This window comes from Providencia sp. 6390, assembly GCF_058148425.1.
In genome coordinates, this window is sequence record NZ_JBYVYL010000010.1 from 67276 (window position 1) to 87081 (window position 19806).

A 19806-nucleotide genomic window follows, 5' to 3' on the forward strand; every position below is an offset into this window, starting at 1 on the left:
ACGTTTTATTAAGCCGAGGTGGCTTCATCAACATTCAGTAGTGCTAAATCTTTTTTGCGTAGTACTAAGCTGACCCGATGAGTTTCGATTTGTATTGGATCGCCTAAAGGTGCAAGGCGGACGACTTTAAAGACGGAGCCGGGCAAGAGGCCAAGCGACAGCAGCTTTTGTCGGTAAGCGGGGCTGATCTCTGGTGAAAAACCCAATATTTTATAGCTGTGTTGAGGAAGTAGTGACATAAGGTCTTCCATTACTATGGATAATAATATTGATAATTATTATTAGAAATATAGTCATATACAAGCAAAAAACGAGGCTAAACAGAAATAAATCTAATTAATAATGAGAATTATAATCATCAACGATTAGCTATATTTAGCCTCTTTTTTCGTCAAATTGAATTGATATGGATCAACGATGCATTGAGTTTACTGATGAGCGCAGGCTTCGAGAGAAAATAGCTAAGGTGAATAAAGATGTGTCAATGTATTCGTTTTGTTAATTATTAACGTTGAGAAATTGGTTGGGTGGATAAAAAACCTCTACAATCAATCTATTAAAATGATTGTAGAGGTTGAGCGCTATTAACGCTTTTTGCCAAATGCAGCGGCCAGCGCATCACTCATTGCACTGTTACCTGCTGAGGAATTATTTTTTCGTGACATGTCACGCTGTGGCGTAGGCGCTTTACTTGATCTTTTATCTGTTTGGTTACTTGCTCGACGTGGTGAGCTGTTGGACTCTCCCGGTTGCTCATCAAGGCGCATGGTGAGCGCAATACGTTTACGTGGGATATCAACATCAATCACTTTCACTTTAACGATATCACCGGCCTTAACCACTTTATGTGGGTCTTCAACATAGCTGTTGGAGAGTGATGAAATATGTACAAGACCGTCTTGGTGAACACCAATATCAACGAAGGCACCAAAATTGGTTACGTTAGTCACCGAGCCCTCTAAGACCATGCCAAGGGTGAGATCATTCATGGTTTCAACGCCTTCAGCAAAGGTGGCGGTTTTGAACTCAGGGCGCGGGTCACGACCCGGTTTTTCTAGTTCTTTAATGATATCGGTAACCGTTGGTACACCAAATTGCTCTGTAGTGAAATCACGAGGGCTTAAGCTGTTCAACGCTTGTGAGTTACCCATGATCTCTTTGAGTGGTTGGCGAACTACCTCAAGAATTTTCTCAACCACAGGGTAAGCTTCAGGGTGAACTGTCGATGCATCAAGCGGGTTATCACCATTGGTGATACGCAGGAAGCCCGCACATTGTTCAAAAGCTTTTGGTCCAAGGCGAGCTACTTTTAATAGCTGTTTTCTATCATCAAAACGACCATTTTCATCACGCCAGCTGACAACATTTTGAGCAATCATTTTACTTAACCCAGCAACTCGAGTGAGCAGGGCAACAGAAGCGGTATTCAAATCCACACCGACTGAGTTTACGCAGTCTTCAACCACAGCATCTAGTTTACGTGCTAATTGCGTTTGGCTGACATCGTGCTGATATTGGCCCACACCAATCGATTTCGGATCAATTTTCACTAATTCTGCCAGTGGATCTTGCAAACGGCGAGCAATAGAAACGGCTCCACGTAGAGAAACGTCTAGATCAGGGAACTCTTGTGCTGCCAACTCAGATGCTGAGTACACTGATGCACCCGCTTCGCTGACAATCACTTTTTGTGCCGTGACTTCAGGGTATTGTTTTTGTACCTCAGCAAAGAAACGCTCGGTTTCCCTTGATGCAGTACCATTACCAATAGCCACCAGTTCAACCTGATGCTTTTGGCATAATGCAGCGACGATAGCGGCTGCTTTTGCCGCTTGGCCTGTATGTGGGTAGATGGTATCCGTTGCAATGAGTTTACCAGTTGCATCGACAACCGCGACTTTAACACCTGTACGTAGACCCGGATCGAGACCCATGGTTGAACGCATACCCGCTGGCGCTGCCATCAGTAAATCATTGAGGTTACGAGCAAACACGTTGATTGCCTCTTCTTCGGCTTTTTCACGCAGTGAGCTCATAATTTCTGTTTCGAGATGCAAAAGTACTTTGACACGCCATGTCCAGCTGATGACGGCTTTGCGCCATTGATCCGCAGGTTGATTATTCAAACGTAAATCAAGGTGGCGGGTAATGATTTCTTCGCAATAGCTTTCTTTTGGTGGTTCTTCAAACTGGGGGTCACAATTCAGTGAAAGCTGCAAAATGCCTTCATTGCGACCACGGAACATCGCTAACGCACGGTGGGATGGGACTGATGAGACGGGTTCTTGATGCTCAAAATAGTCACTAAACTTAGCGCCTTCAGCTTGTTTTCCATCAATTACCTTGGCAACAATATGCGCATTTTTCATTAAGTAGTCGCGAACTTTCGCTAACAGAGTGGCATCTTCGGCGAAACGCTCCATTAGAATATAGCGAGCACCATCAAGAGCCGCTTTGATGTCTGCAACACCTTGTTGTTCGTTGACGTAACTTTGTGCTAAGTCATCAGGTGACTGGCTTGGATCACTCCACAATGTATCCGCTAAAGGCTCTAAGCCTGCCTCGATGGCAATTTGTCCACGAGTTCGGCGTTTAGGCTTATAAGGCAGATAGAGATCTTCAAGTTCGGTTTTATTCAGAGTATCGTTAATAGCGGCAGCAAGTTCGGGGGTTAGCTTTTGTTGTTCTTCGATAGATTTGAGAATGGTTTGTTTGCGGTCGTTTAACTCTCTTAAATACCCTAAACGACTTTCAAGCTGACGCAGCTGTGTATCATCTAGCCCACCCGTGACCTCTTTACGATAGCGTGCAATAAAAGGAACGGTATTACCCTCATCCAGTAATGTGATAGCAGAAAATACCTGTTTAGGTTGCGCTTGCAGCTCTGCTGCAATTATTTGGCTCAAAGTTTCATTCATGTCGCTTTTTAATACCTAATCATCAAAGAACAGTTAAAAAATTCATGGCACTGTTATACTTGCATAGGCGCAGAATTTCTAGGGTGAAGTTTACTCTATTGAATGAAGTTTATTCGAATGAATGAAAGAAACATTTCATATATAGTTTGTGGTTATCCAATTTATTTACTGATTGACTGGAAATATGAATAAGAGTCTCTTGATCACTCGTGAAGGCTGGGATGCACTAGACAAAGAACTTAAATATCTTTGGAAAGAGGAACGTCCTAGAGTTACTCAATCTGTTTCGGAGGCCGCGGCACAAGGCGATCGTTCAGAAAATGCGGAGTATATTTATGGCAAAAAACGTTTACGAGAGATTGACCGTCGCGTACGTTTTTTATCTAAAAGACTGGATCAATTAAGAATTGTTGAACCCGATCCGCGACAAGAAGGACGTGTTTTTTTCGGAGCATGGGTTAAACTTGAAGACGATAGTGAAAATATCAGAATATTCCGGTTAGTGGGTGCTGACGAATTTGATCCTGCAAAGAATTGGATATCGATTGACTCACCAGTAGCACGCGCACTGGTTGGTAAGCAGGTTGACGATGAAATTACGGTAAGTACACCCGGTGGGATCGTCGACTATTGCGTCTTAGAAATTAGTTATAAACCACTAACCAGATAACGTGTAAAATTATTCATTAAATTTCAACTTGATGGTAAATTATAACATTAACTATTTTATATTTAGCTTATACACAAAAAAATTCGGGTTTGAGGGTGATTATCGAGTATTAGCCGAATCACATGAGTAACTTGAAGTACAATGAGTATAATCATATTTTTAAAAATAATTTCGATAGATTGCACATCTTGAGGGCTACAAAATGCAAGAAAGCTATAAAGTTCTTGTCGTCGATGATGATATGCGTTTGCGTGCCTTGTTAGAACGCTACCTGACAGAGCAAGGGTTTCAAGTTCGCAGTGCTGCGAATGCCGAGCAAATGGATAGGATCCTAACAAGGGAATCCATTCATCTAATCGTATTAGATCTAATGTTGCCAGGTGAAGATGGTCTGTCAATTTGTCGTCGCTTACGCAGCCAAAACAACCCGATTCCAATTATTATGGTGACGGCAAAAGGCGAAGAAGTCGATCGTATTGTTGGTCTGGAAATTGGCGCAGATGACTATATTCCGAAGCCTTTCAACCCACGTGAATTACTGGCACGTATTCGTGCGGTATTACGTCGTCAAGCGAATGAGCTGCCAGGTGCACCATCTCAAGATGATGCCGTGATCACTTTTGGTAAATTTAAACTTAACCTTGGTACGCGTGAAATGTTCCAAGGCGAAGAAAATATGCCTTTAACCAGTGGTGAATTCGCAGTACTGAAAGTACTGGTATCGCACCCAAGGGAACCATTATCTCGTGATAAGCTAATGAGCTTAGCAAGAGGTCGTGAATATAGCGCCATGGAACGTTCGATTGACGTGCAAATCTCGCGTTTACGTCGCATGGTTGAAGAAGATCCTGCTCACCCACGTTATATTCAAACGGTTTGGGGTTTGGGCTACGTATTTGTTCCGGACGGCAGTAAAGCATGAAGCGACTGAGGTTCTCTCGACGTAGTACATTTTCTCGTTCGTTATTTTTGTTCGTAGCATTACTTTTTGCTAGCTTAGTCACCAGTTACATGGTGGTGTTGAACTTTGTTGTCATGCCAAGCTTGCAGCAATTCAACAAAGTGCTGGCTTATGAAGTACGAACATTGATGACGGAAAAAATGGTGCTGCAAGATGGAACCACAGTGCGAGTATCTCCTGCGTTACGTAAAAAAATCTATAATGAATTAGGTATTACCTTTTATGCCCAATCTGCCGCAATGGAAGAAGGTTTGAATTGGGCTAAAGAATATGATTTTCTCAGCGAAAATATGTCTGAGTATATTGGTGGCGAAGCTCAGGTACGCTTAGAGCTTGGCCGTGAATACCCCATCTTATGGTTAACATCTTATCTTGCCCCTGATATATGGGTGCGAGTTCCCCTGACTGAAATTGGGCAAAACCAATTTTCGTTGGTGTTCCGTTATACCCTCGCCATTTTCTTATCTATTTTTGCAGGTGTTTGGCTATATATTCGCTATCAAAACAAACCATTACTTGAACTTGAATACCATGCGAGTCAGGTAGGGAAAGGGGTGATACTCCCCGCGATGCAAGAGAAAGGTGCGACGGAGGTAAAAGCGGCTATTCGCTCGTTTAACCATATGTCTGCTGGGATCAAAACTCTTGAAAATGACCGCACCATATTGATGGCAGGGGTCAGTCATGACTTACGGACACCTCTTACTCGTATTCGTTTAGCGACGGAAATGATGAGCCCTGAAGATGGCTATCTTGCTGAATCAATCAATAAGGATATTGAAGAGTGTGATGCGATCATTGGTCAATTTATGGATTACCTGAAAACTGGCCAAGAAATGAATATGGAGTTCTGTGACCTGAATGCGATCTTAAATGAGGCCGTGACTTCAGAAAGTAGCGTGACAGGTGAAATTGAAACGGCATTTGAGCCAGGTAATTTGATCGTTAATGGCAACCCATTAGCGATTAAACGCGCTATTACTAACATGATTGTGAACGCTTATCGTTATGGTAATGGTTGGATCAAAGTTAGCAGCGGCAAAAATGAAGATTCGGTTTGGTTCCAAGTGGAAGACGATGGCGCGGGTATCAAAGAAGAAGATATCCAACGCCTATTCCAGCCTTTTGTACAGGGTGAAAAAGCACGTAGTAATACGGGTACAGGTTTAGGTTTAGCGATTATCCGTCGTATTGTTGATGCCCATGAGGGCAGTATCGAAATTCATAAAAGCGAACGTGGCGGCTTTGCCATTCGAGCGCTCTTACCGCTAAAAGAAAAAGAAGAGTAATTCATACTGGTCATACTGCAAGTTGCAGCGCTCTTGGTTAAGATATAGTGATTATGCTAGTTTGCGCTTGTCAACGGCTTATGTAGGCTCTCAGCCACTTACTCACTAGTCACACCCCGGATTATTGAGGGGTTTTTATAACAACTTGTGTTGTTTCTATTTCTTTGTTGTATTCACTCCTAGCTATTCATTCTATAAAACAAAACCACATAATTTATAAATAATATAATCGTTATATAAAAGACTTGATGATTGCTTTGCTTTGATAATGATTTTTAATTGAATAAGTGAGGTGAGTTTTATGAAGATTAATTTTTTTACGACTATCCGCAAGTCTCAAAGCTTAGATGCGTTGACTGCGATGAATACAATACAGAACGAAAAAGTAAGCTTACCCGCAAAAACAGTCCGGGTTGCGAATACTCAAGAGCGTTATAAACAAGGATCTCAAAAAGAGCCTAAAAAAGTGACTTGGGGTAAACAATTGGCCACTGTATTAACAACACCTTCTGTAAAATTAATCGAATCAAAATTGTCTTCATCGATTCCTACACCGCCGCCGATGCCTGAAGCAACCAATTCTCATCAAGCTGAAGGGGGGAAATCAGGGATGGATAAAGTGATTGCTCAGTTGCAAGAGAGTCCTGTCTTTAAGAAGAATGCGGAAAAATACCAAGCGGTAAGTAGCGAGCCAACGGCCTCATTAAACACGCCACCACCTCCACCGCCAATGGCAAAATTTAAAGGAATTACAGTTCAACCTAATACTGATGGTAAGTCAGGGATGGATAAAGTGATTGCTCAGTTGCAAGAGAGCCCTGTGTTTCTTAAGAGAGCGGAAAAATATCAAGCGGTAAGTAGCGAGTCAATGGCCCCATTAAACACGCCACCACCTCCACCGCCAATGGCAAAATTTAAAGGAATTACAGTTCAACCTAATACTGATGGTAAGTCAGGAATGGATAAAGTGATTGCTCAGTTGCAAGAGAGCCCTGTGTTTCTTAAGAGAGCGGAAAAATATCAAGCCGCAAGTAGTGAGTCAACGGTCTCATTAAACACGCCACCGCCACCTCCGCCAATGGCAAAATTTGAGGCTATTACGAAAAGGAATACAGCACAGCCGAATATTGATACTAAAGCAGGGATGGATAAGGTGATTGCCGAACTCAAAGAGCATCCAATATTCAAACTAAAAGAAAGTAATTAACAAGTTCCCATCATAATAAACTCGCGTCAGCGAGTTTATTCGTCTATACCTATAGCATATTAAGATCTTTTTATGACAGTTTGTCACTTTTGCCACAATACCAACTAACTGAGTGTAAAAAACATTACCATCTGATTTTATTAATTATTTGATCCCTCAGTCTTACATTTTTCGTCAATAGACACGCTAAAATAATCAATTGTCATAAAACTGTCATAAATCAGACATGTTGTTGTCATCAAATTGTCCTATTTTTCCTACCGTGACATTTCACCAACAATTTACACTGAGTTGTTTCTATACATCCCCGGAGGGATTATGAAAATGATGCGTACAACCTTAGCTAGCGTAATGGCAGCAACCCTTTCAATGACTGCGATGTCTTCTTTTGCTGCCACAAGCTTAACTGGTGCGGGGGCAACCTTCCCAGCGCCTGTTTATGCTAAGTGGGCGGACTCTTATCAGAAAGAAACAGGTAACAAAGTGAACTATCAGGGGATTGGTTCTTCTGGTGGCGTTAAACAAATTAATGCAAAAACAGTTGATTTCGGTGCGTCAGATGCGCCATTGACTGATGAAAAATTAAAAGAAGATGGCCTGTTCCAATTCCCAACCGTGATTGGTGGTGTGGTTCTGGCAGTTAACGTAAAAGGTATTCAGTCAGGTCAACTGACTTTAGATGGCACAACATTAGGTGACATCTATCTGGGTAAAATCACCAAATGGAATGACCCAGCTATCGCTAAATTAAACCCAGGTGTCAATCTACCAGACCAAAATATTGCTGTAGTGAGACGTTCTGATGGTTCAGGTACCACTTTCGTTTTTACTAGCTACCTATCAAAAGTCAGCTCAAGCTGGAAAAATGATATCGGTGCTGGCTCAACGGTTAATTGGCCGAAAAACAGTGTCGGCGGTAAAGGTAACGATGGCGTTGCAGCCTTTGTTCAGCGCTTACCTGGTTCTATTGGTTATGTTGAGTACGCCTATGCAAAACAAAACAACCTTGCTTATACTAAGCTAGTTTCTGCTGATGGTAAGGTGGTTTCACCAACAGGTGCAAGTTTCAGTGCCGCAGCGAAAAAAGTCGATTGGTCGAAATCATTCGCTCAAGACTTAACTAACCGTGATGGCGATAACGCATGGCCAATCACTTCAACCACATTTATCTTAGTCCATAAAGACCAGGCGAACGCTGAGAAAGGCAAAGCGGTGCTCGACTTCTTTAACTGGGGCTATGAAAAAGGTGGTAAACAAGCTGAAGCGTTAGATTATGCTGTTCTGCCTCAAGAAGTCGTGACCGCAGTTCGTGCAGCATGGAAAACAGAAGTTAAAGATAGCCAAGGCAAATCACTGTTCTAAAATGTGAGCCGAGGGATGGTAGTGGCAGGCGGATGATGAGGAACACCATCCGCCTTCTAACGTAGTAACTAAATCCTACTAGTAAAGTAGGTGTAGGGTGAGAAAAAGCGCATGGCCGAAAAAACAACGGCATTTAAAGCACCGAGTAAGTCAGGCGATGTGATATTTGGCGCATTAGTTAAGATTGCTGCGCTAATCACATTGTTAATGCTTGGTGGCATCATTATTTCCCTTATTTTTGCCTCGTGGCCGAGTATGCAAAAATTTGGGTTTTCATTTTTATGGACCAAAGAATGGGATGCACCCGCAGAGCAGTTCGGTGCCCTTGTGCCAATTTATGGCACCATTGTGACATCACTGATTGCTCTGATTATTGCAGTACCTGTGAGTTTTGGTATTGCTCTGTTCTTAACTGAACTTGCCCCCAATTGGTTAAAGCGCCCGTTGGGTATTGCTATTGAGCTTCTCGCTGCAATTCCAAGTATTGTTTATGGTATGTGGGGGCTATTTGTTTTTGCGCCTCTGTTTGCTGAATATTTCCAAGAGCCTGTTGGCAACGTGATGTCGAGTATCCCGATTGTCGGTGAGCTTTTTTCAGGTCCTGCATTTGGGATTGGTATTTTGGCAGCAGGGATCATCCTTGCCATTATGATCATTCCTTATATTGCCTCGGTAATGCGTGACGTGTTTGAACAAACCCCTGTCATGATGAAAGAGTCCGCGTATGGTATTGGTTGTACCACATGGGAAGTGATTTGGAACATCGTATTACCCTACACCCGCAATGGGGTGATTGGTGGTGTGATGCTAGGTCTCGGTCGTGCACTCGGCGAGACCATGGCGGTGACCTTTGTGATCGGTAACACCTACCAATTAGATAGTTTCTCATTATTTATGCCTGGTAACAGTATCACTTCAGCGTTAGCCAATGAGTTTGCTGAAGCGGAAGGTGGTTTACACACTTCTGCGTTGATGGAACTTGGATTGATCTTATTTGTTATCACTTTCATTGTTCTTGCCATATCCAAATTGATGGTTATGCGTTTAGCGAAGAACGAGGGCCGTTAATATGTCGACATCTCAACACATGATTGCTAATGACAAAGAACGTGCTCGCCGCCAAGCATGGCGTCGCCAAGTTAACAGAATGGCGCTGTTTGTCTCCATGCTGACGATGGCATTTGGTTTGTTTTGGCTGATTTGGATCCTCTTCTCAACAGTGACCAAAGGGATTGATGGGATGTCCCTGAACCTGTTCACTGAGATGACGCCTCCACCAAACACTGAAGGTGGTGGCCTTGCTAACGCAATAGCAGGGAGTGGATTATTGATTTTGTGGGCAACGGTGATTGGAACTCCGCTTGGTATTTTAGCGGGGATCTATTTAGCCGAATATGGCCGCAAATCATGGTTGGCATCTGTCACACGTTTTATTAATGACATTTTGCTCTCTGCACCTTCGATTGTTGTCGGTCTATTTGTTTACACCATTGTGGTTGCGCAAGTGCAACACTTTTCGGGTTGGGCGGGTGTGATTGCATTAGCGTTATTGCAGATCCCTATTGTTATCCGTACCACAGAAAATATGTTGAAATTGGTGCCAGATAGCTTGCGTGAAGCAGCATATGCGCTAGGTACACCAAAATGGAAAATGATTTTATCTATTACGCTTAAAGCATCTGTATCCGGGATCATTACGGGTATTTTGTTAGCTATCGCTCGTATTGCGGGGGAAACCGCACCATTACTGTTCACATCACTGTCGAATCAGTTCTGGAGTACCGATATGAGTGAGCCAATTGCTAACTTACCTGTAACCATCTTTAAATTTGCGATGAGCCCGTTCTCCGAATGGCAAGAGCTGGCATGGGCAGGGGTTCTATTAATCACCCTATGTGTCCTGTTAATTAATATTATCGCACGCGTTGTGTTTGCTCAGAAAAAACACTAAACCCGGATTGAATAAAGAATTATAGAGAGAAGTTGCCATGATTAATGCAAATGAAATTGCAAACAGTAAAATTAAAGTACGTGACCTTAACTTTTATTATGGAAAATTCCACGCATTAAAAAATATCTCGCTGGATATTGAAAAAAATAAAGTGACTGCATTTATCGGCCCATCAGGCTGTGGTAAATCGACTCTGCTGCGTACTTTTAACAAAATGTATGAACTGTATGGCGAGCAGCGTGCGGAAGGTGAAATCCTATTAGATGGTCAAAATATCCTGACTGATAAGCAAGATATTGCGCTATTACGCGCTAAAGTTGGCATGGTATTCCAAAAACCAACACCATTCCCAATGTCAATCTATGACAATATCGCATTTGGCGTGCGTTTATTTGAGAAACTATCACGTGTTGATATGGATGAGCGTGTTCAATGGGCGCTGACTAAAGCTGCATTGTGGAATGAAACAAAAGATAAGCTGCATCAGAGTGGTTATAGCTTGTCTGGTGGTCAGCAACAACGTTTATGTATTGCGCGTGGGATTGCCATTCGCCCTGAAGTGTTATTACTGGATGAGCCATGTTCAGCTCTCGACCCAATTTCGACAGGGCGTATTGAGGAGTTGATCAGCGAATTAAAATCCGAATATACCGTGGTGATTGTCACTCACAACATGCAACAGGCCGCACGCTGTTCTGATTATACGGCCTTTATGTATTTAGGTGAGCTGATTGAGTTTAATGAAACTGACAAGATGTTTACCACGCCTGAAATGAAACAAACTGAAGATTATATTACTGGCCGTTACGGTTGATATGGAGCCGACTATGGATACGCTGAACCACAACAAACATATTTCCGGACAGTTCAATGCTGAATTGGAACATATCCATACTGAATTGATGACGATGGGAGGGCTGGTTGAAGAACAGCTCACCAAGGCGATCACCGCCATGCACAATCAGGATGAGGCTCTAGCACGCGAAGTTATCGAAAATGACCACAAAGTCAATATGATGGAAGTGGCGATTGACGAAGAATGCGTGAAAATTATCGCTAAACGCCAACCAACGGCAAGTGATTTACGACTGATTATGGCGATTTCAAAAACGATTGCTGAATTGGAACGTATTGGCGATGTGGCCGATAAAATCTGCCAAACCGCATTGGAAAAATTCTCTCATCAACACCAACCACTGCTGGTGAGCCTTGAATCATTAGGCCGCCATACGGTGCAAATGTTGCATGATGTGTTGGACGCTTTTGCACGCATGGATCTGGAAGAAGCCATCCGTATCTATCGTGAAGATGAAAAAGTTGACCAAGAGTATGAAGGCATTGTACGTCAACTGATGACCTACATGATGGAAGACCCAAGGACCATTCCTAGTGTATTGACCGCACTGTTCTGCGCTCGCTCTATCGAACGTATCGGTGATCGCTGCCAAAACATTTGTGAGTTTATTTTTTACTATGTCAAAGGGCAAGATTTCAGGCATGTAGGCGGGGATCAGTTGGAAAAAATGATGACCAAAAAATAGCCGTCATACTTCGCGCCGTAGCGTTGTTGGCTGCAATCACGAACCCTAGTCACATACTTATGTATGCTCCTAGGGCTTCGCTCTTTTGCCGCCTAGCTACAACACGAATTATTTAGGCTATTCATAGTGCGATTTATTCATTTCATAGTTTTTAAGTTGTTATCTATCGCGGATCTCTTGTCATCTACTTTCGTATGCTCCTAGGGATCCGCTCAATCGCCGCCTAGCTGTAGAACAAACTATTTAGGGTATATATCAGCTCCCAGCTCCCATAGATTTTAAATAATCGCACATTAAGTATTCCATTTGGTTATAAATATATTAATTAATAGTATTTCAAGAAATAAGGCATCCTTGATAACTTGAGATGGTCGATTTACACAAATTTACCGTCAGGGGTGTTCAATGAAAGCTCGTGTTTTAACTACTGCATTACTTGCAGGACTTGCGCTGCTGGCTAACGTCGCCAAGGCAGATAAACTGGATGATATCAAGCAGGCTGGTGTTATTCGTGTTGCTGTGTTTGATAGCAATCCACCATTCGGGTTTATTGACCCGCAAAGTAAAAAACTCACGGGCTATGATGTCGATATCGCGCAAGCAATCGCTGATAACCTTGGCGTGAAATTAGAACTGCGTCCAACCAACCCTGCGAACCGTATTCCATTGCTCACTTCAGGCAAAGTGGACTTAATCGGTGCCAACTTTACGATCACTGATGAACGCGCAAAACAAGTTGATTTCTCTATCCCTGATTTTGCGACAGGACAAAAATTTATCGCGCGTAAAGGCGTACTAAAAACCCCTGATGATATCGCACCACTGCGTATCGGTGCCGATAAAGGTACGGTTCAAGAAGTGACACTGCGTGAACGTTATCCAGATACTAAAGTCATTTCTTATGATGATACACCACAGGCGTTTGCTGCTCTGCGTAATGGTAATGTGCAAGCCATTACTCAGGATGATGCAAAACTGGTTGGTTTGTTGGGTAACTTGCCTGAAAAAGTGAAGGCTGATTTTGAAATTTCACCGTTTAGTATTACACGTGAATATCAAGCGTTGGCTGCCTCTAAAGGTGAAAACCGCTTAGTGGAAAACGTCAACGAAGCGTTATTGAAACTCGAAAAAGATGGCCAAGCAGAAGTGATTTATAACCGTTGGTTTGGTCCAGAGACTAAAGCTGCTCAACCACGTGGTGATTTCAAATTCGCTCCGCTAGATCAGCAAAAGTAAATTTTAGTTCTTAATCAGCTATATCAACCCTGCTAATCATAGCGGGGTTTCTAGTTATAAAAGGCAGCAACTATGTTTGAAAAATTTATTAGCGGTGAATTTTTGTCGCAGCACTTTTTGGCTCCCGAGTACTTAACATGGTTTGGCTATGGGTTATTGCTGACTATTTGGATCTCGGTATGTACCATTGTGGCTGCAACGCTATTAGGTTTTTTGGTTGCCTCGGCGAGGGATAGCCAAATTGCCCCATTGCGTTGGGTCGTCAACGCTTATATTTCGATTTTCCGTAATACGCCTTTGCTGGTGCAACTGTTTTTTTGGGCTTTCGCATCTCGGGATATTCTTTCACCTGCGGTGATGGATTGGCTGAATACGCCCCATAAAGTGACTTTTATTGGGATCACCTTAAGTTGGCCATCATACGAATTTTTAGCCGGTTTTGTCGGTCTCACGTTATATACCACTCCTTTTATCGCTGAAGAAATTCGTTCAGGTATTCGTGGTGTGCGACAAGGCCAAAAATACGCTGCTTTTGCATTAGGTTTAACGGGATGGCAGTCGATGAGATATGTGGTGTTGCCGCAAGCCGTGAAAATTGCCATGCCACCGTTATTAGGGCAGTACATGAATGTGGTAAAAAACTCATCATTAACCATGGCAATTGGCGTTGCTGAGCTTTCTTATGTTTCACGTCAAGTTGATAGTCAAACTTTAAAAACCTTTACTGCTTTTGGTATCGCAACCGTATTGTATATTGCCATCATTGCGGTGATGGAAGCTTGGGGGCAGTGGCGTGCACAACGTAATTTAACGGTGGGAGCGTAAAATGGATTTTTCTGTTATAGAACAAAATTGGCAGTATCTGTTGTTCGGTACTTTCCCTGATGGGCCAATTGAAGGTGCGTTGCTAACGTTGATTATCAGCCTGATAGCCGGTGTTGCATCGATTATACTTGGCACGCTTGGTGGTGTTGCTTTGGCAATGTTGCGCGGCTTTTGGATGAACTTATTTGCTGCATTTTTAGGTTTTTTCCGTGCAATACCCGTCATTATGTTGATTTTTTGGACCTATTTCTTATTGCCTATCGTCTTTGGCACCGATATTCCAGGTATTACATCAGTGGTCTGTGCGTTAGCTTTGATTACGTCCGCTTACCTCGCTCATGCGGTAAAAGCAGGTATCTTAGCAATTGGTCAAGGGCAGTGGCAGGCAGGTTTATCGTTAGGGTTCAGTCGCTGGCAGGTGTTGTGGCAGATTGTTTTGCCTCAAGCACTGCGCATGATGGTGCCATCATTTATTAATCAATGGGTGGCGTTGATTAAAGATACTTCTTTGGCTTATGTGGTGGGTGTGGCTGAATTATCATTCTTAGCCAACCAAGTGAATAACCGTGAAATGGTTTATCCAATGGAAGTATTTTTATTCGTTGGATTTATCTATTTCGTGATGTGTTTGACGCTAGAAATCGTGGCTAACTTTGTTGCGAAACGATTAAGTCGTCAAAATCAATCCAAAGCATCATCCGTAAAACGCTCCTTGTTGTTTTGGCGGCGACAAAAACTATTAGCATTATCTTAATAAGATATTTATGGCGGCGTTGAGTGGTCGCCATAAAAATTTCTTTTTTTTCCATATCTTCCGATTCATCTCGTTGTATCAGTCAGTTAGCGCATTTTCTTTGGCTGTATTTACGCAAACGTTTTCTTTTTTGCATTTTAACGGTAACACTCTTGTTTTGTTTGTTGTAGGATAGGGCGAAAAAAACTTTTTTTGGGCGCTATATCTCATGAGTAATCAATCTTCTGGCTCTGTGCAGCAGCAGGGTCTGTTTCAGCGTGTTTTTAAATTACAAGAACACGGCACAACGGCAAGAACAGAAGTCGTTGCAGGCTTCACTACATTCCTCACTATGGTTTACATTGTCTTTGTTAACCCGCAAATTCTCTCAGTCGCAGGTATGGATATTAAAGCAGTATTCGTGACCACATGCTTAATTGCGGCGATTGGCAGTATTTTAATGGGGCTACTGGCAAACCTACCTATCGCTGTTGCACCGGCAATGGGGCTGAATGCCTTCTTTGCGTTTGTGGTGGTTGGTGCAATGGGCTACTCATGGCAAGTTGCGATGGGGGCGGTGTTCTGGGGTGCGGTTGGCTTGTTTATTTTAACCTTATTCCGTATTCGTTATTGGATCATTGCCAATATCCCATTAAGTCTGCGTGTGGGTATTACTAGTGGTATCGGCCTATTTATTGCCATGATGGGGTTGAAAAACTCAGGTATCATCGTTGCAAATCCAGATACCTTGGTCTCTATCGGTAACTTCACTCAACATAATGTCTGGTTGGGCGCACTTGGCTTCTTTATCATTGCTATCCTCGCTGCGCGTAATATTCATGCAGCGGTTTTAGTATCGATTGTGGTCACCACATTGATCGGTCTTGCATTAGGGGATGTACAGTTTAACGGTATCTTCTCTTTGCCTCCGAGTATTACAACGGTGGTTGGGCAGGTTGATATTATGGGTTCGCTGGATCTGGCGCTGTCTGGGGTGATTTTTGCCTTTATGTTAGTTAACCTGTTTGACTCCTCAGGCACCATGATTGGTGTGACAGATAAAGCCGGTATTACTGATGCGCGCGGTACTTTTCCACGCATGAAACAAGCTTTGTATGTGGATAGTTTAAGTTCAGTTGCAGGCTCTGCAATGGGTACTTCATCAGTGACAGCCTATATTGAAAGCTCTTCAGGGGTTTCTGTTGGTGGGCGTACAGGTTTAACCGCACTTGTCGTCGGCGTGCTGTTCCTATTGACCATGTTTATTTCACCGCTGGCGGGTATGGTTCCTGCGTATGCAACAGCAGGTGCGTTGGTTTACGTTGGTGTGTTGATGACATCCAGTTTGACTCGCGTTAAATGGGATGATTTAACTGAATCAGTGCCTGCGTTTATTACTGCGGTGATGATGCCATTCAGTTTTTCAATTACTGAAGGGATTGCATTAGGCTTTATTGCTTATTGTGCGATGAAAATTGGTACTGGCCGCTGGCGTGATCTGGGCTTATGCGTGATTTTAGTTTCCATTCTATTTATTTTAAAAATGGTTTTGGTTGACGCTTAATTATCCCTTCTGGAAAACGGCTATTATTATAAACGGCTCTCGTAGTAAGAGCCGTTTTGCTATAATGATTAAAAGCAAAATGCAAAAAAATAGTCTAATTGCTGTGCAAGTGCTTCCACTGTTTGCGGGATCCTGCTAGATTCCGCAACAGAAACTGACTTTATCAAGGTATCAGACCATGAATTCACCAAAAAAACCTGCAAGCAACACTGCTGGCAAAACAAAGAAAAAGTACCGCAAATCTAAAGAAGAGCTGAATGCGGAAGGGCGTGAGCGTAAACGCGAGAAAAAACATCGCGGTAACAAAGCAGGTGCTCGCTACCAAGAAAAATCAGCGAATGGTCAGTCAGGCAGCCAAAATCAAGCGAATGACCCGCGTATTGGCAGTAAAAAACCGGTGCCTTTGATTGCCGAAGAAAAAGTGATCGCAACGCGCCCAGCGAAGGTGAAAGAGCCTGCTGAGAAAGTAAAATTATCACCAGAGCAAGAGCTGGCAATGCTGGAGCAAGATGATCGTTTAGACAGCTTGTTAGCACGTTTAGAAGATGGTGAAACCGTCACTGCGAAAGAACAAGAGTACATTGATACTTGTTTAGATCGTATCGATGAATTGATGTCTATTTTAGGCATCGAACTAACGGATGATGAAGAAGAGGAAGACGAAGAAAAACTCGATGACATCATGCGTATTTTGAAAAGTAAGTAATCTATTTTTCCCTGCCGTCCCTAGCCGCTCTGCTGGGGACGATTTGCTTGAATTTTGTTCAATCGGTATCACTCTTGGCGTTGAGTCAATTCTCTAAAATGAATCATGCGTTATACTTTATGGTATGATGTATATAATTTCGCCAATAAAAATGTATAAAGTGCAACCTATTAAGTGACAATTTGTCACTATTGAGGAATGTTAATGTCAGAGCAAAATATCGTTTGGGATCTTTCTCTTATCCAGAAATATAATTATTCAGGGCCTCGCTATACCTCATACCCAACGGCGCTCGAATTTAACCAAAACTATGATGAAAGCGCGTTTGTCGCGGCGACACAACGTTACCCTGATAACCCGTTATCGCTCTACGTGCATATCCCTTTCTGCCATAAATTATGCTATTTCTGTGGTTGTAATAAATTGGTGACTCGGCAAAAACACAAAGCCGATGAATATCTACAGGTGATTGAAAAAGAAATTATTCAACGTGCAGCTATGCTAAAAAACCGCACAGTGACCCAGATGCATTGGGGTGGTGGCACTCCAACCTATTTAGATAAAGCGCAAGTCAGTCATTTAGTTTCTTTATTAAAGGCGAATTTTCATTTTGCTGATGATGTGGAAATGTCGATTGAAGTCGATCCAAGGGAAATTGAACTCGACATGATCGACCATCTACGCAGCGAAGGGTTTAATCGCTTAAGCATGGGCGTACAGGATTTTAATAAACAAGTTCAAGTTTTAGTGAACCGTGAACAAGATGAAGAGTTTATTTTTGCGTTAATTAATCGAGCAAAAGAGGTCGGTTTCACGTCAACCAGCATTGACCTTATTTATGGTTTGCCAAAACAAACCCCTGAAAGCTTTGCTTTTACCTTGAAAAAAGTGGTTGAACTTTCCCCCGATCGCCTAAGTGTATTTAACTATGCTCATTTGCCTAACTTGTTTGCCGCACAGCGTAAAATAAAAGATGAGGATCTGCCGAGTGCGGAACAAAAGTTGGATATCTTGCAAGAAACGATCGCAACGTTGACCACGGAAGGCTACCAATTTATTGGTATGGATCACTTCGCGAAACCACAAGACGAGTTAGCTATAGCTCAGCGTGAAGGTATCCTTCATCGTAATTTCCAAGGTTATACTACTCAAGGTGATTGTGATTTGTTGGGGCTTGGGGTTTCTGCAATTAGCATGCTAGGAGATAGCTACGCTCAAAATCAGAAAGACTTAAAAACCTACTATGCTCAAGTTGAACAGCAAGGGCATGCTTTATGGCGAGGTCTGGCATTGACCGATGACGATTGTTTGCGCCGTGATGTGATTAAAACGTTGATTTGTAATTTCCAGCTGAACTTTGCTCAAATTGAAGCGCTATATCCAATCGATTTTAAAGCCTATTTTGCAGAAGATTTAGAATTATTGGAACCAATGGTACAAGATGGTTTAGTTGAAATGACAGAGGAAGGTATTAAAGTTACTCCGCAAGGGCGTTTGTTGATCCGTAATATTTGCATGTGTTTTGATGTGTATTTGCGTAATCAAATGCGCCAACGCCAATTTTCTCGCGTGATTTAATGGATTAAGGCTCCGTAATCTACAGAGCCTTAAGACTTTTAGCGTTCGATTTTTTCTAATAACTGATAGGTTGCAGTGATGCGTTTCGGGATCGGTATCCACTTGTTGGATAGCATCACGATGGCCGTTTTCTCTTCAGGGATAAACACCGCATAAGTGGCGAAGCCATTAGTTGAGCCTGTTTTGTTGTAATAGGCGCGTGCTTCAGGTGCCATTACTGGTTTGATCAATTCTACTTTTTGTGGTTTTAATGCCATATCATCACGGTTGCCTTGCAACAACTGCGAAAGGGAGACCGGCCACGGATAGCTTTCCCACATCATATCTTGCACAAATGAATCTGTCAGATAAAACCCTGTATGGGTATCTTCAATCGCTTCCTGCCAAGGTTTAGACACTTTAGTAGTTTGCATATTGATCTCTAAAAAGCGGATCAAATCTTTCGCATTTGATTTCAAACCGTAGGCTTCTGCATCAAGAATTTCAGGGGTAACACGCACTGGTTGATCTTTCTTGTTATAGCCTTGTGCATAGTACTGTTCTTGGCTTTTCGGCACATTAACATAAGTATGTTTTAAGCCGAGTGATGGTAGCATCATTTTTTCCATCGCTTGGGAGAATGGCATATTGAGTTGTTCTGCTGTGACAATACCTAATAGCCCAACTCCAAGGTTTGAATAAGAGCGATATTGACCAATTGTCTTCTCTGGAAGCCATTTTTGATAATAAGCCATTAATTGCTCACTCGTCGCAACACCATTTGGAACAAATATCGATAATCCAGATGTATGAGTTGCAAGATTCATTATTGTTACATTATCAAAAGCACTGCCTTTTAGTGCAGGTAAGTAATGACTAACACTTTGGTTAAAATCCAATTTCCCTTGTGTTTGTGCATAGGCAGCGAGGGTGGCAGTAAAGGTTTTTGATAAGGAACCAATTTCATATAGGGTTTTATCGCTTACGGCGACTTGAGTTTGTTTTGACTGCACACCGTAATGGTAGATCTGCTGTTTGCCATCAACAGAAATAGCAACAGACATACCTGGGATTTGCTCTTGCTTCATGAGCGGTTTGATTATGTCATCAACTTGTTGTTGCGTTAGCGCAGAGGCAGAAAGGGAGGTCAGTGCTAATCCTAAAGCGATAAACATCCGCCCCTGACGAAAAATATTTTTCATAGAGTTATCCATTAAAGTAAAAGTTTTAGTTGTTGCTGATTAATTTCAGGTATGCTGCCACTTTAGTTCAAATTATTTCTTAAA

General features: G+C 42.5%; 18 protein-coding genes. 15 read left to right on the forward strand and 3 right to left on the reverse strand.

Annotation, left to right across the window (positions count from 1 at the left end; all coding sequences use genetic code 11):
- Positions 1-8: 8 nt before the first annotated feature.
- Together feoA and AC3Z9T_RS18315 are read right to left on the reverse strand one after the other, a co-directional pair.
- Positions 9-239 carry a ferrous iron transporter A gene (gene feoA / locus AC3Z9T_RS18310; RefSeq protein ID WP_490127531.1) on the reverse strand — a complete coding sequence of 77 codons (231 nt, stop codon included), beginning with the start codon at positions 237-239 and terminating at the stop codon, positions 9-11.
- Between the two features lie 345 nt (positions 240-584).
- The gene (locus tag AC3Z9T_RS18315; protein ID WP_490127532.1) at positions 585-2918 is read right to left on the reverse strand and encodes a Tex family protein; all 2334 of its coding nucleotides are present in this window, start codon (positions 2916-2918) and stop codon (positions 585-587) included.
- 184 nt (positions 2919-3102) lie between these two features.
- Here AC3Z9T_RS18315 and greB point away from each other — a divergent pair, with 184 nt between their 5' ends.
- From greB to hemN, 15 genes are all read left to right on the forward strand, one after another.
- Positions 3103-3588 carry a transcription elongation factor GreB gene (gene greB, locus AC3Z9T_RS18320; protein WP_490127533.1) on the forward strand — a complete coding sequence of 162 codons (486 nt, stop codon included), beginning with the start codon at positions 3103-3105 and terminating at the stop codon, positions 3586-3588.
- Positions 3589-3790: 202 nt separating this feature from the next.
- A complete protein-coding gene (gene ompR, locus AC3Z9T_RS18325) occupies positions 3791-4510 on the forward strand; it encodes an osmolarity response regulator transcription factor OmpR (RefSeq protein WP_008914404.1) in 720 nt (239 codons plus the stop codon).
- On the forward strand, positions 4507-5838 hold the full coding sequence (gene envZ / locus AC3Z9T_RS18330; protein WP_490127534.1) for a two-component system sensor histidine kinase EnvZ: 1332 nt from the start codon (positions 4507-4509) through the stop codon (positions 5836-5838). The genes ompR and envZ overlap by 4 nt, the downstream gene beginning before the upstream one ends.
- Positions 5839-6139: 301 nt before the next feature.
- Entirely contained in the window at positions 6140-7045 is a 906-nt protein-coding gene (locus AC3Z9T_RS18335) for a hypothetical protein (RefSeq protein WP_490127535.1), read from the forward strand.
- Between the two features lie 318 nt (positions 7046-7363).
- Positions 7364-8407: a phosphate ABC transporter substrate-binding protein PstS gene (pstS, locus tag AC3Z9T_RS18340; RefSeq protein WP_490127536.1), complete on the forward strand. Its 1044-nt coding sequence runs from the start codon at positions 7364-7366 to the stop codon at positions 8405-8407.
- A 111-nt stretch (positions 8408-8518) separates the two neighbouring features.
- The gene (pstC, locus tag AC3Z9T_RS18345; RefSeq protein ID WP_336193741.1) at positions 8519-9475 is read left to right on the forward strand and encodes a phosphate ABC transporter permease PstC; all 957 of its coding nucleotides are present in this window, start codon (positions 8519-8521) and stop codon (positions 9473-9475) included.
- Between the two features lies 1 nt (position 9476).
- Positions 9477-10358 carry a phosphate ABC transporter permease PstA gene (gene pstA, locus AC3Z9T_RS18350; RefSeq protein ID WP_490127537.1) on the forward strand — a complete coding sequence of 294 codons (882 nt, stop codon included), beginning with the start codon at positions 9477-9479 and terminating at the stop codon, positions 10356-10358.
- Positions 10359-10395: 37 nt separating this feature from the next.
- The gene (pstB, locus tag AC3Z9T_RS18355) at positions 10396-11172 is read left to right on the forward strand and encodes a phosphate ABC transporter ATP-binding protein PstB (RefSeq protein WP_070929468.1); all 777 of its coding nucleotides are present in this window, start codon (positions 10396-10398) and stop codon (positions 11170-11172) included.
- Between the two features lie 13 nt (positions 11173-11185).
- Positions 11186-11899 carry a phosphate signaling complex protein PhoU gene (phoU, locus tag AC3Z9T_RS18360; RefSeq protein ID WP_070929466.1) on the forward strand — a complete coding sequence of 238 codons (714 nt, stop codon included), beginning with the start codon at positions 11186-11188 and terminating at the stop codon, positions 11897-11899.
- Between the two features lie 405 nt (positions 11900-12304).
- On the forward strand, positions 12305-13135 hold the full coding sequence (locus AC3Z9T_RS18365; protein WP_490127538.1) for an ABC transporter substrate-binding protein: 831 nt from the start codon (positions 12305-12307) through the stop codon (positions 13133-13135).
- 72 nt (positions 13136-13207) lie between these two features.
- Complete coding sequence (locus AC3Z9T_RS18370) at positions 13208-13960, forward strand: amino acid ABC transporter permease (protein ID WP_490127539.1); 753 nt, start codon at positions 13208-13210, stop codon at positions 13958-13960.
- Between the two features lies 1 nt (position 13961).
- On the forward strand, positions 13962-14714 hold the full coding sequence (locus AC3Z9T_RS18375; RefSeq protein ID WP_490127540.1) for an amino acid ABC transporter permease: 753 nt from the start codon (positions 13962-13964) through the stop codon (positions 14712-14714).
- Between the two features lie 208 nt (positions 14715-14922).
- Entirely contained in the window at positions 14923-16257 is a 1335-nt protein-coding gene (locus tag AC3Z9T_RS18380; protein WP_490127541.1) for an NCS2 family permease, read from the forward strand.
- Positions 16258-16435: 178 nt separating this feature from the next.
- Complete coding sequence (gene yihI, locus AC3Z9T_RS18385; protein ID WP_490127542.1) at positions 16436-16963, forward strand: Der GTPase-activating protein YihI; 528 nt, start codon at positions 16436-16438, stop codon at positions 16961-16963.
- Between the two features lie 204 nt (positions 16964-17167).
- Entirely contained in the window at positions 17168-18541 is a 1374-nt protein-coding gene (hemN, locus tag AC3Z9T_RS18390) for an oxygen-independent coproporphyrinogen III oxidase (protein ID WP_490127543.1), read from the forward strand.
- Between the two features lie 38 nt (positions 18542-18579).
- Here hemN and ampC read toward each other — a convergent pair whose 3' ends face one another.
- Entirely contained in the window at positions 18580-19713 is a 1134-nt protein-coding gene (ampC, locus tag AC3Z9T_RS18395; protein ID WP_490127650.1) for a class C beta-lactamase, read from the reverse strand.
- Positions 19714-19806 lie beyond the last annotated feature (93 nt).

Excerpts from the sequence above, each read along its gene's own strand:
- feoA (WP_490127531.1), bottom strand. The coding sequence starts at position 239 with ATGTCACTACTTCCTCAACACAGCTATAAAATATTGGGTTTTTCACCA.
- AC3Z9T_RS18315 (WP_490127532.1), bottom strand. The coding sequence starts at position 2,918 with ATGAATGAAACTTTGAGCCAAATAATTGCAGCAGAGCTGCAAGCGCAA.
- greB (WP_490127533.1), top strand. The coding sequence starts at position 3,103 with ATGAATAAGAGTCTCTTGATCACTCGTGAAGGCTGGGATGCACTAGAC.
- ompR (WP_008914404.1), top strand. The coding sequence starts at position 3,791 with ATGCAAGAAAGCTATAAAGTTCTTGTCGTCGATGATGATATGCGTTTG.
- envZ (WP_490127534.1), top strand. The coding sequence starts at position 4,507 with ATGAAGCGACTGAGGTTCTCTCGACGTAGTACATTTTCTCGTTCGTTA.
- AC3Z9T_RS18335 (WP_490127535.1), top strand. The coding sequence starts at position 6,140 with ATGAAGATTAATTTTTTTACGACTATCCGCAAGTCTCAAAGCTTAGAT.
- pstS (WP_490127536.1), top strand. The coding sequence starts at position 7,364 with ATGAAAATGATGCGTACAACCTTAGCTAGCGTAATGGCAGCAACCCTT.
- pstC (WP_336193741.1), top strand. The coding sequence starts at position 8,519 with ATGGCCGAAAAAACAACGGCATTTAAAGCACCGAGTAAGTCAGGCGAT.
- pstA (WP_490127537.1), top strand. The coding sequence starts at position 9,477 with ATGTCGACATCTCAACACATGATTGCTAATGACAAAGAACGTGCTCGC.
- pstB (WP_070929468.1), top strand. The coding sequence starts at position 10,396 with ATGATTAATGCAAATGAAATTGCAAACAGTAAAATTAAAGTACGTGAC.
- phoU (WP_070929466.1), top strand. The coding sequence starts at position 11,186 with ATGGATACGCTGAACCACAACAAACATATTTCCGGACAGTTCAATGCT.
- AC3Z9T_RS18365 (WP_490127538.1), top strand. The coding sequence starts at position 12,305 with ATGAAAGCTCGTGTTTTAACTACTGCATTACTTGCAGGACTTGCGCTG.
- AC3Z9T_RS18370 (WP_490127539.1), top strand. The coding sequence starts at position 13,208 with ATGTTTGAAAAATTTATTAGCGGTGAATTTTTGTCGCAGCACTTTTTG.
- AC3Z9T_RS18375 (WP_490127540.1), top strand. The coding sequence starts at position 13,962 with ATGGATTTTTCTGTTATAGAACAAAATTGGCAGTATCTGTTGTTCGGT.
- AC3Z9T_RS18380 (WP_490127541.1), top strand. The coding sequence starts at position 14,923 with ATGAGTAATCAATCTTCTGGCTCTGTGCAGCAGCAGGGTCTGTTTCAG.
- yihI (WP_490127542.1), top strand. The coding sequence starts at position 16,436 with ATGAATTCACCAAAAAAACCTGCAAGCAACACTGCTGGCAAAACAAAG.
- hemN (WP_490127543.1), top strand. The coding sequence starts at position 17,168 with ATGTCAGAGCAAAATATCGTTTGGGATCTTTCTCTTATCCAGAAATAT.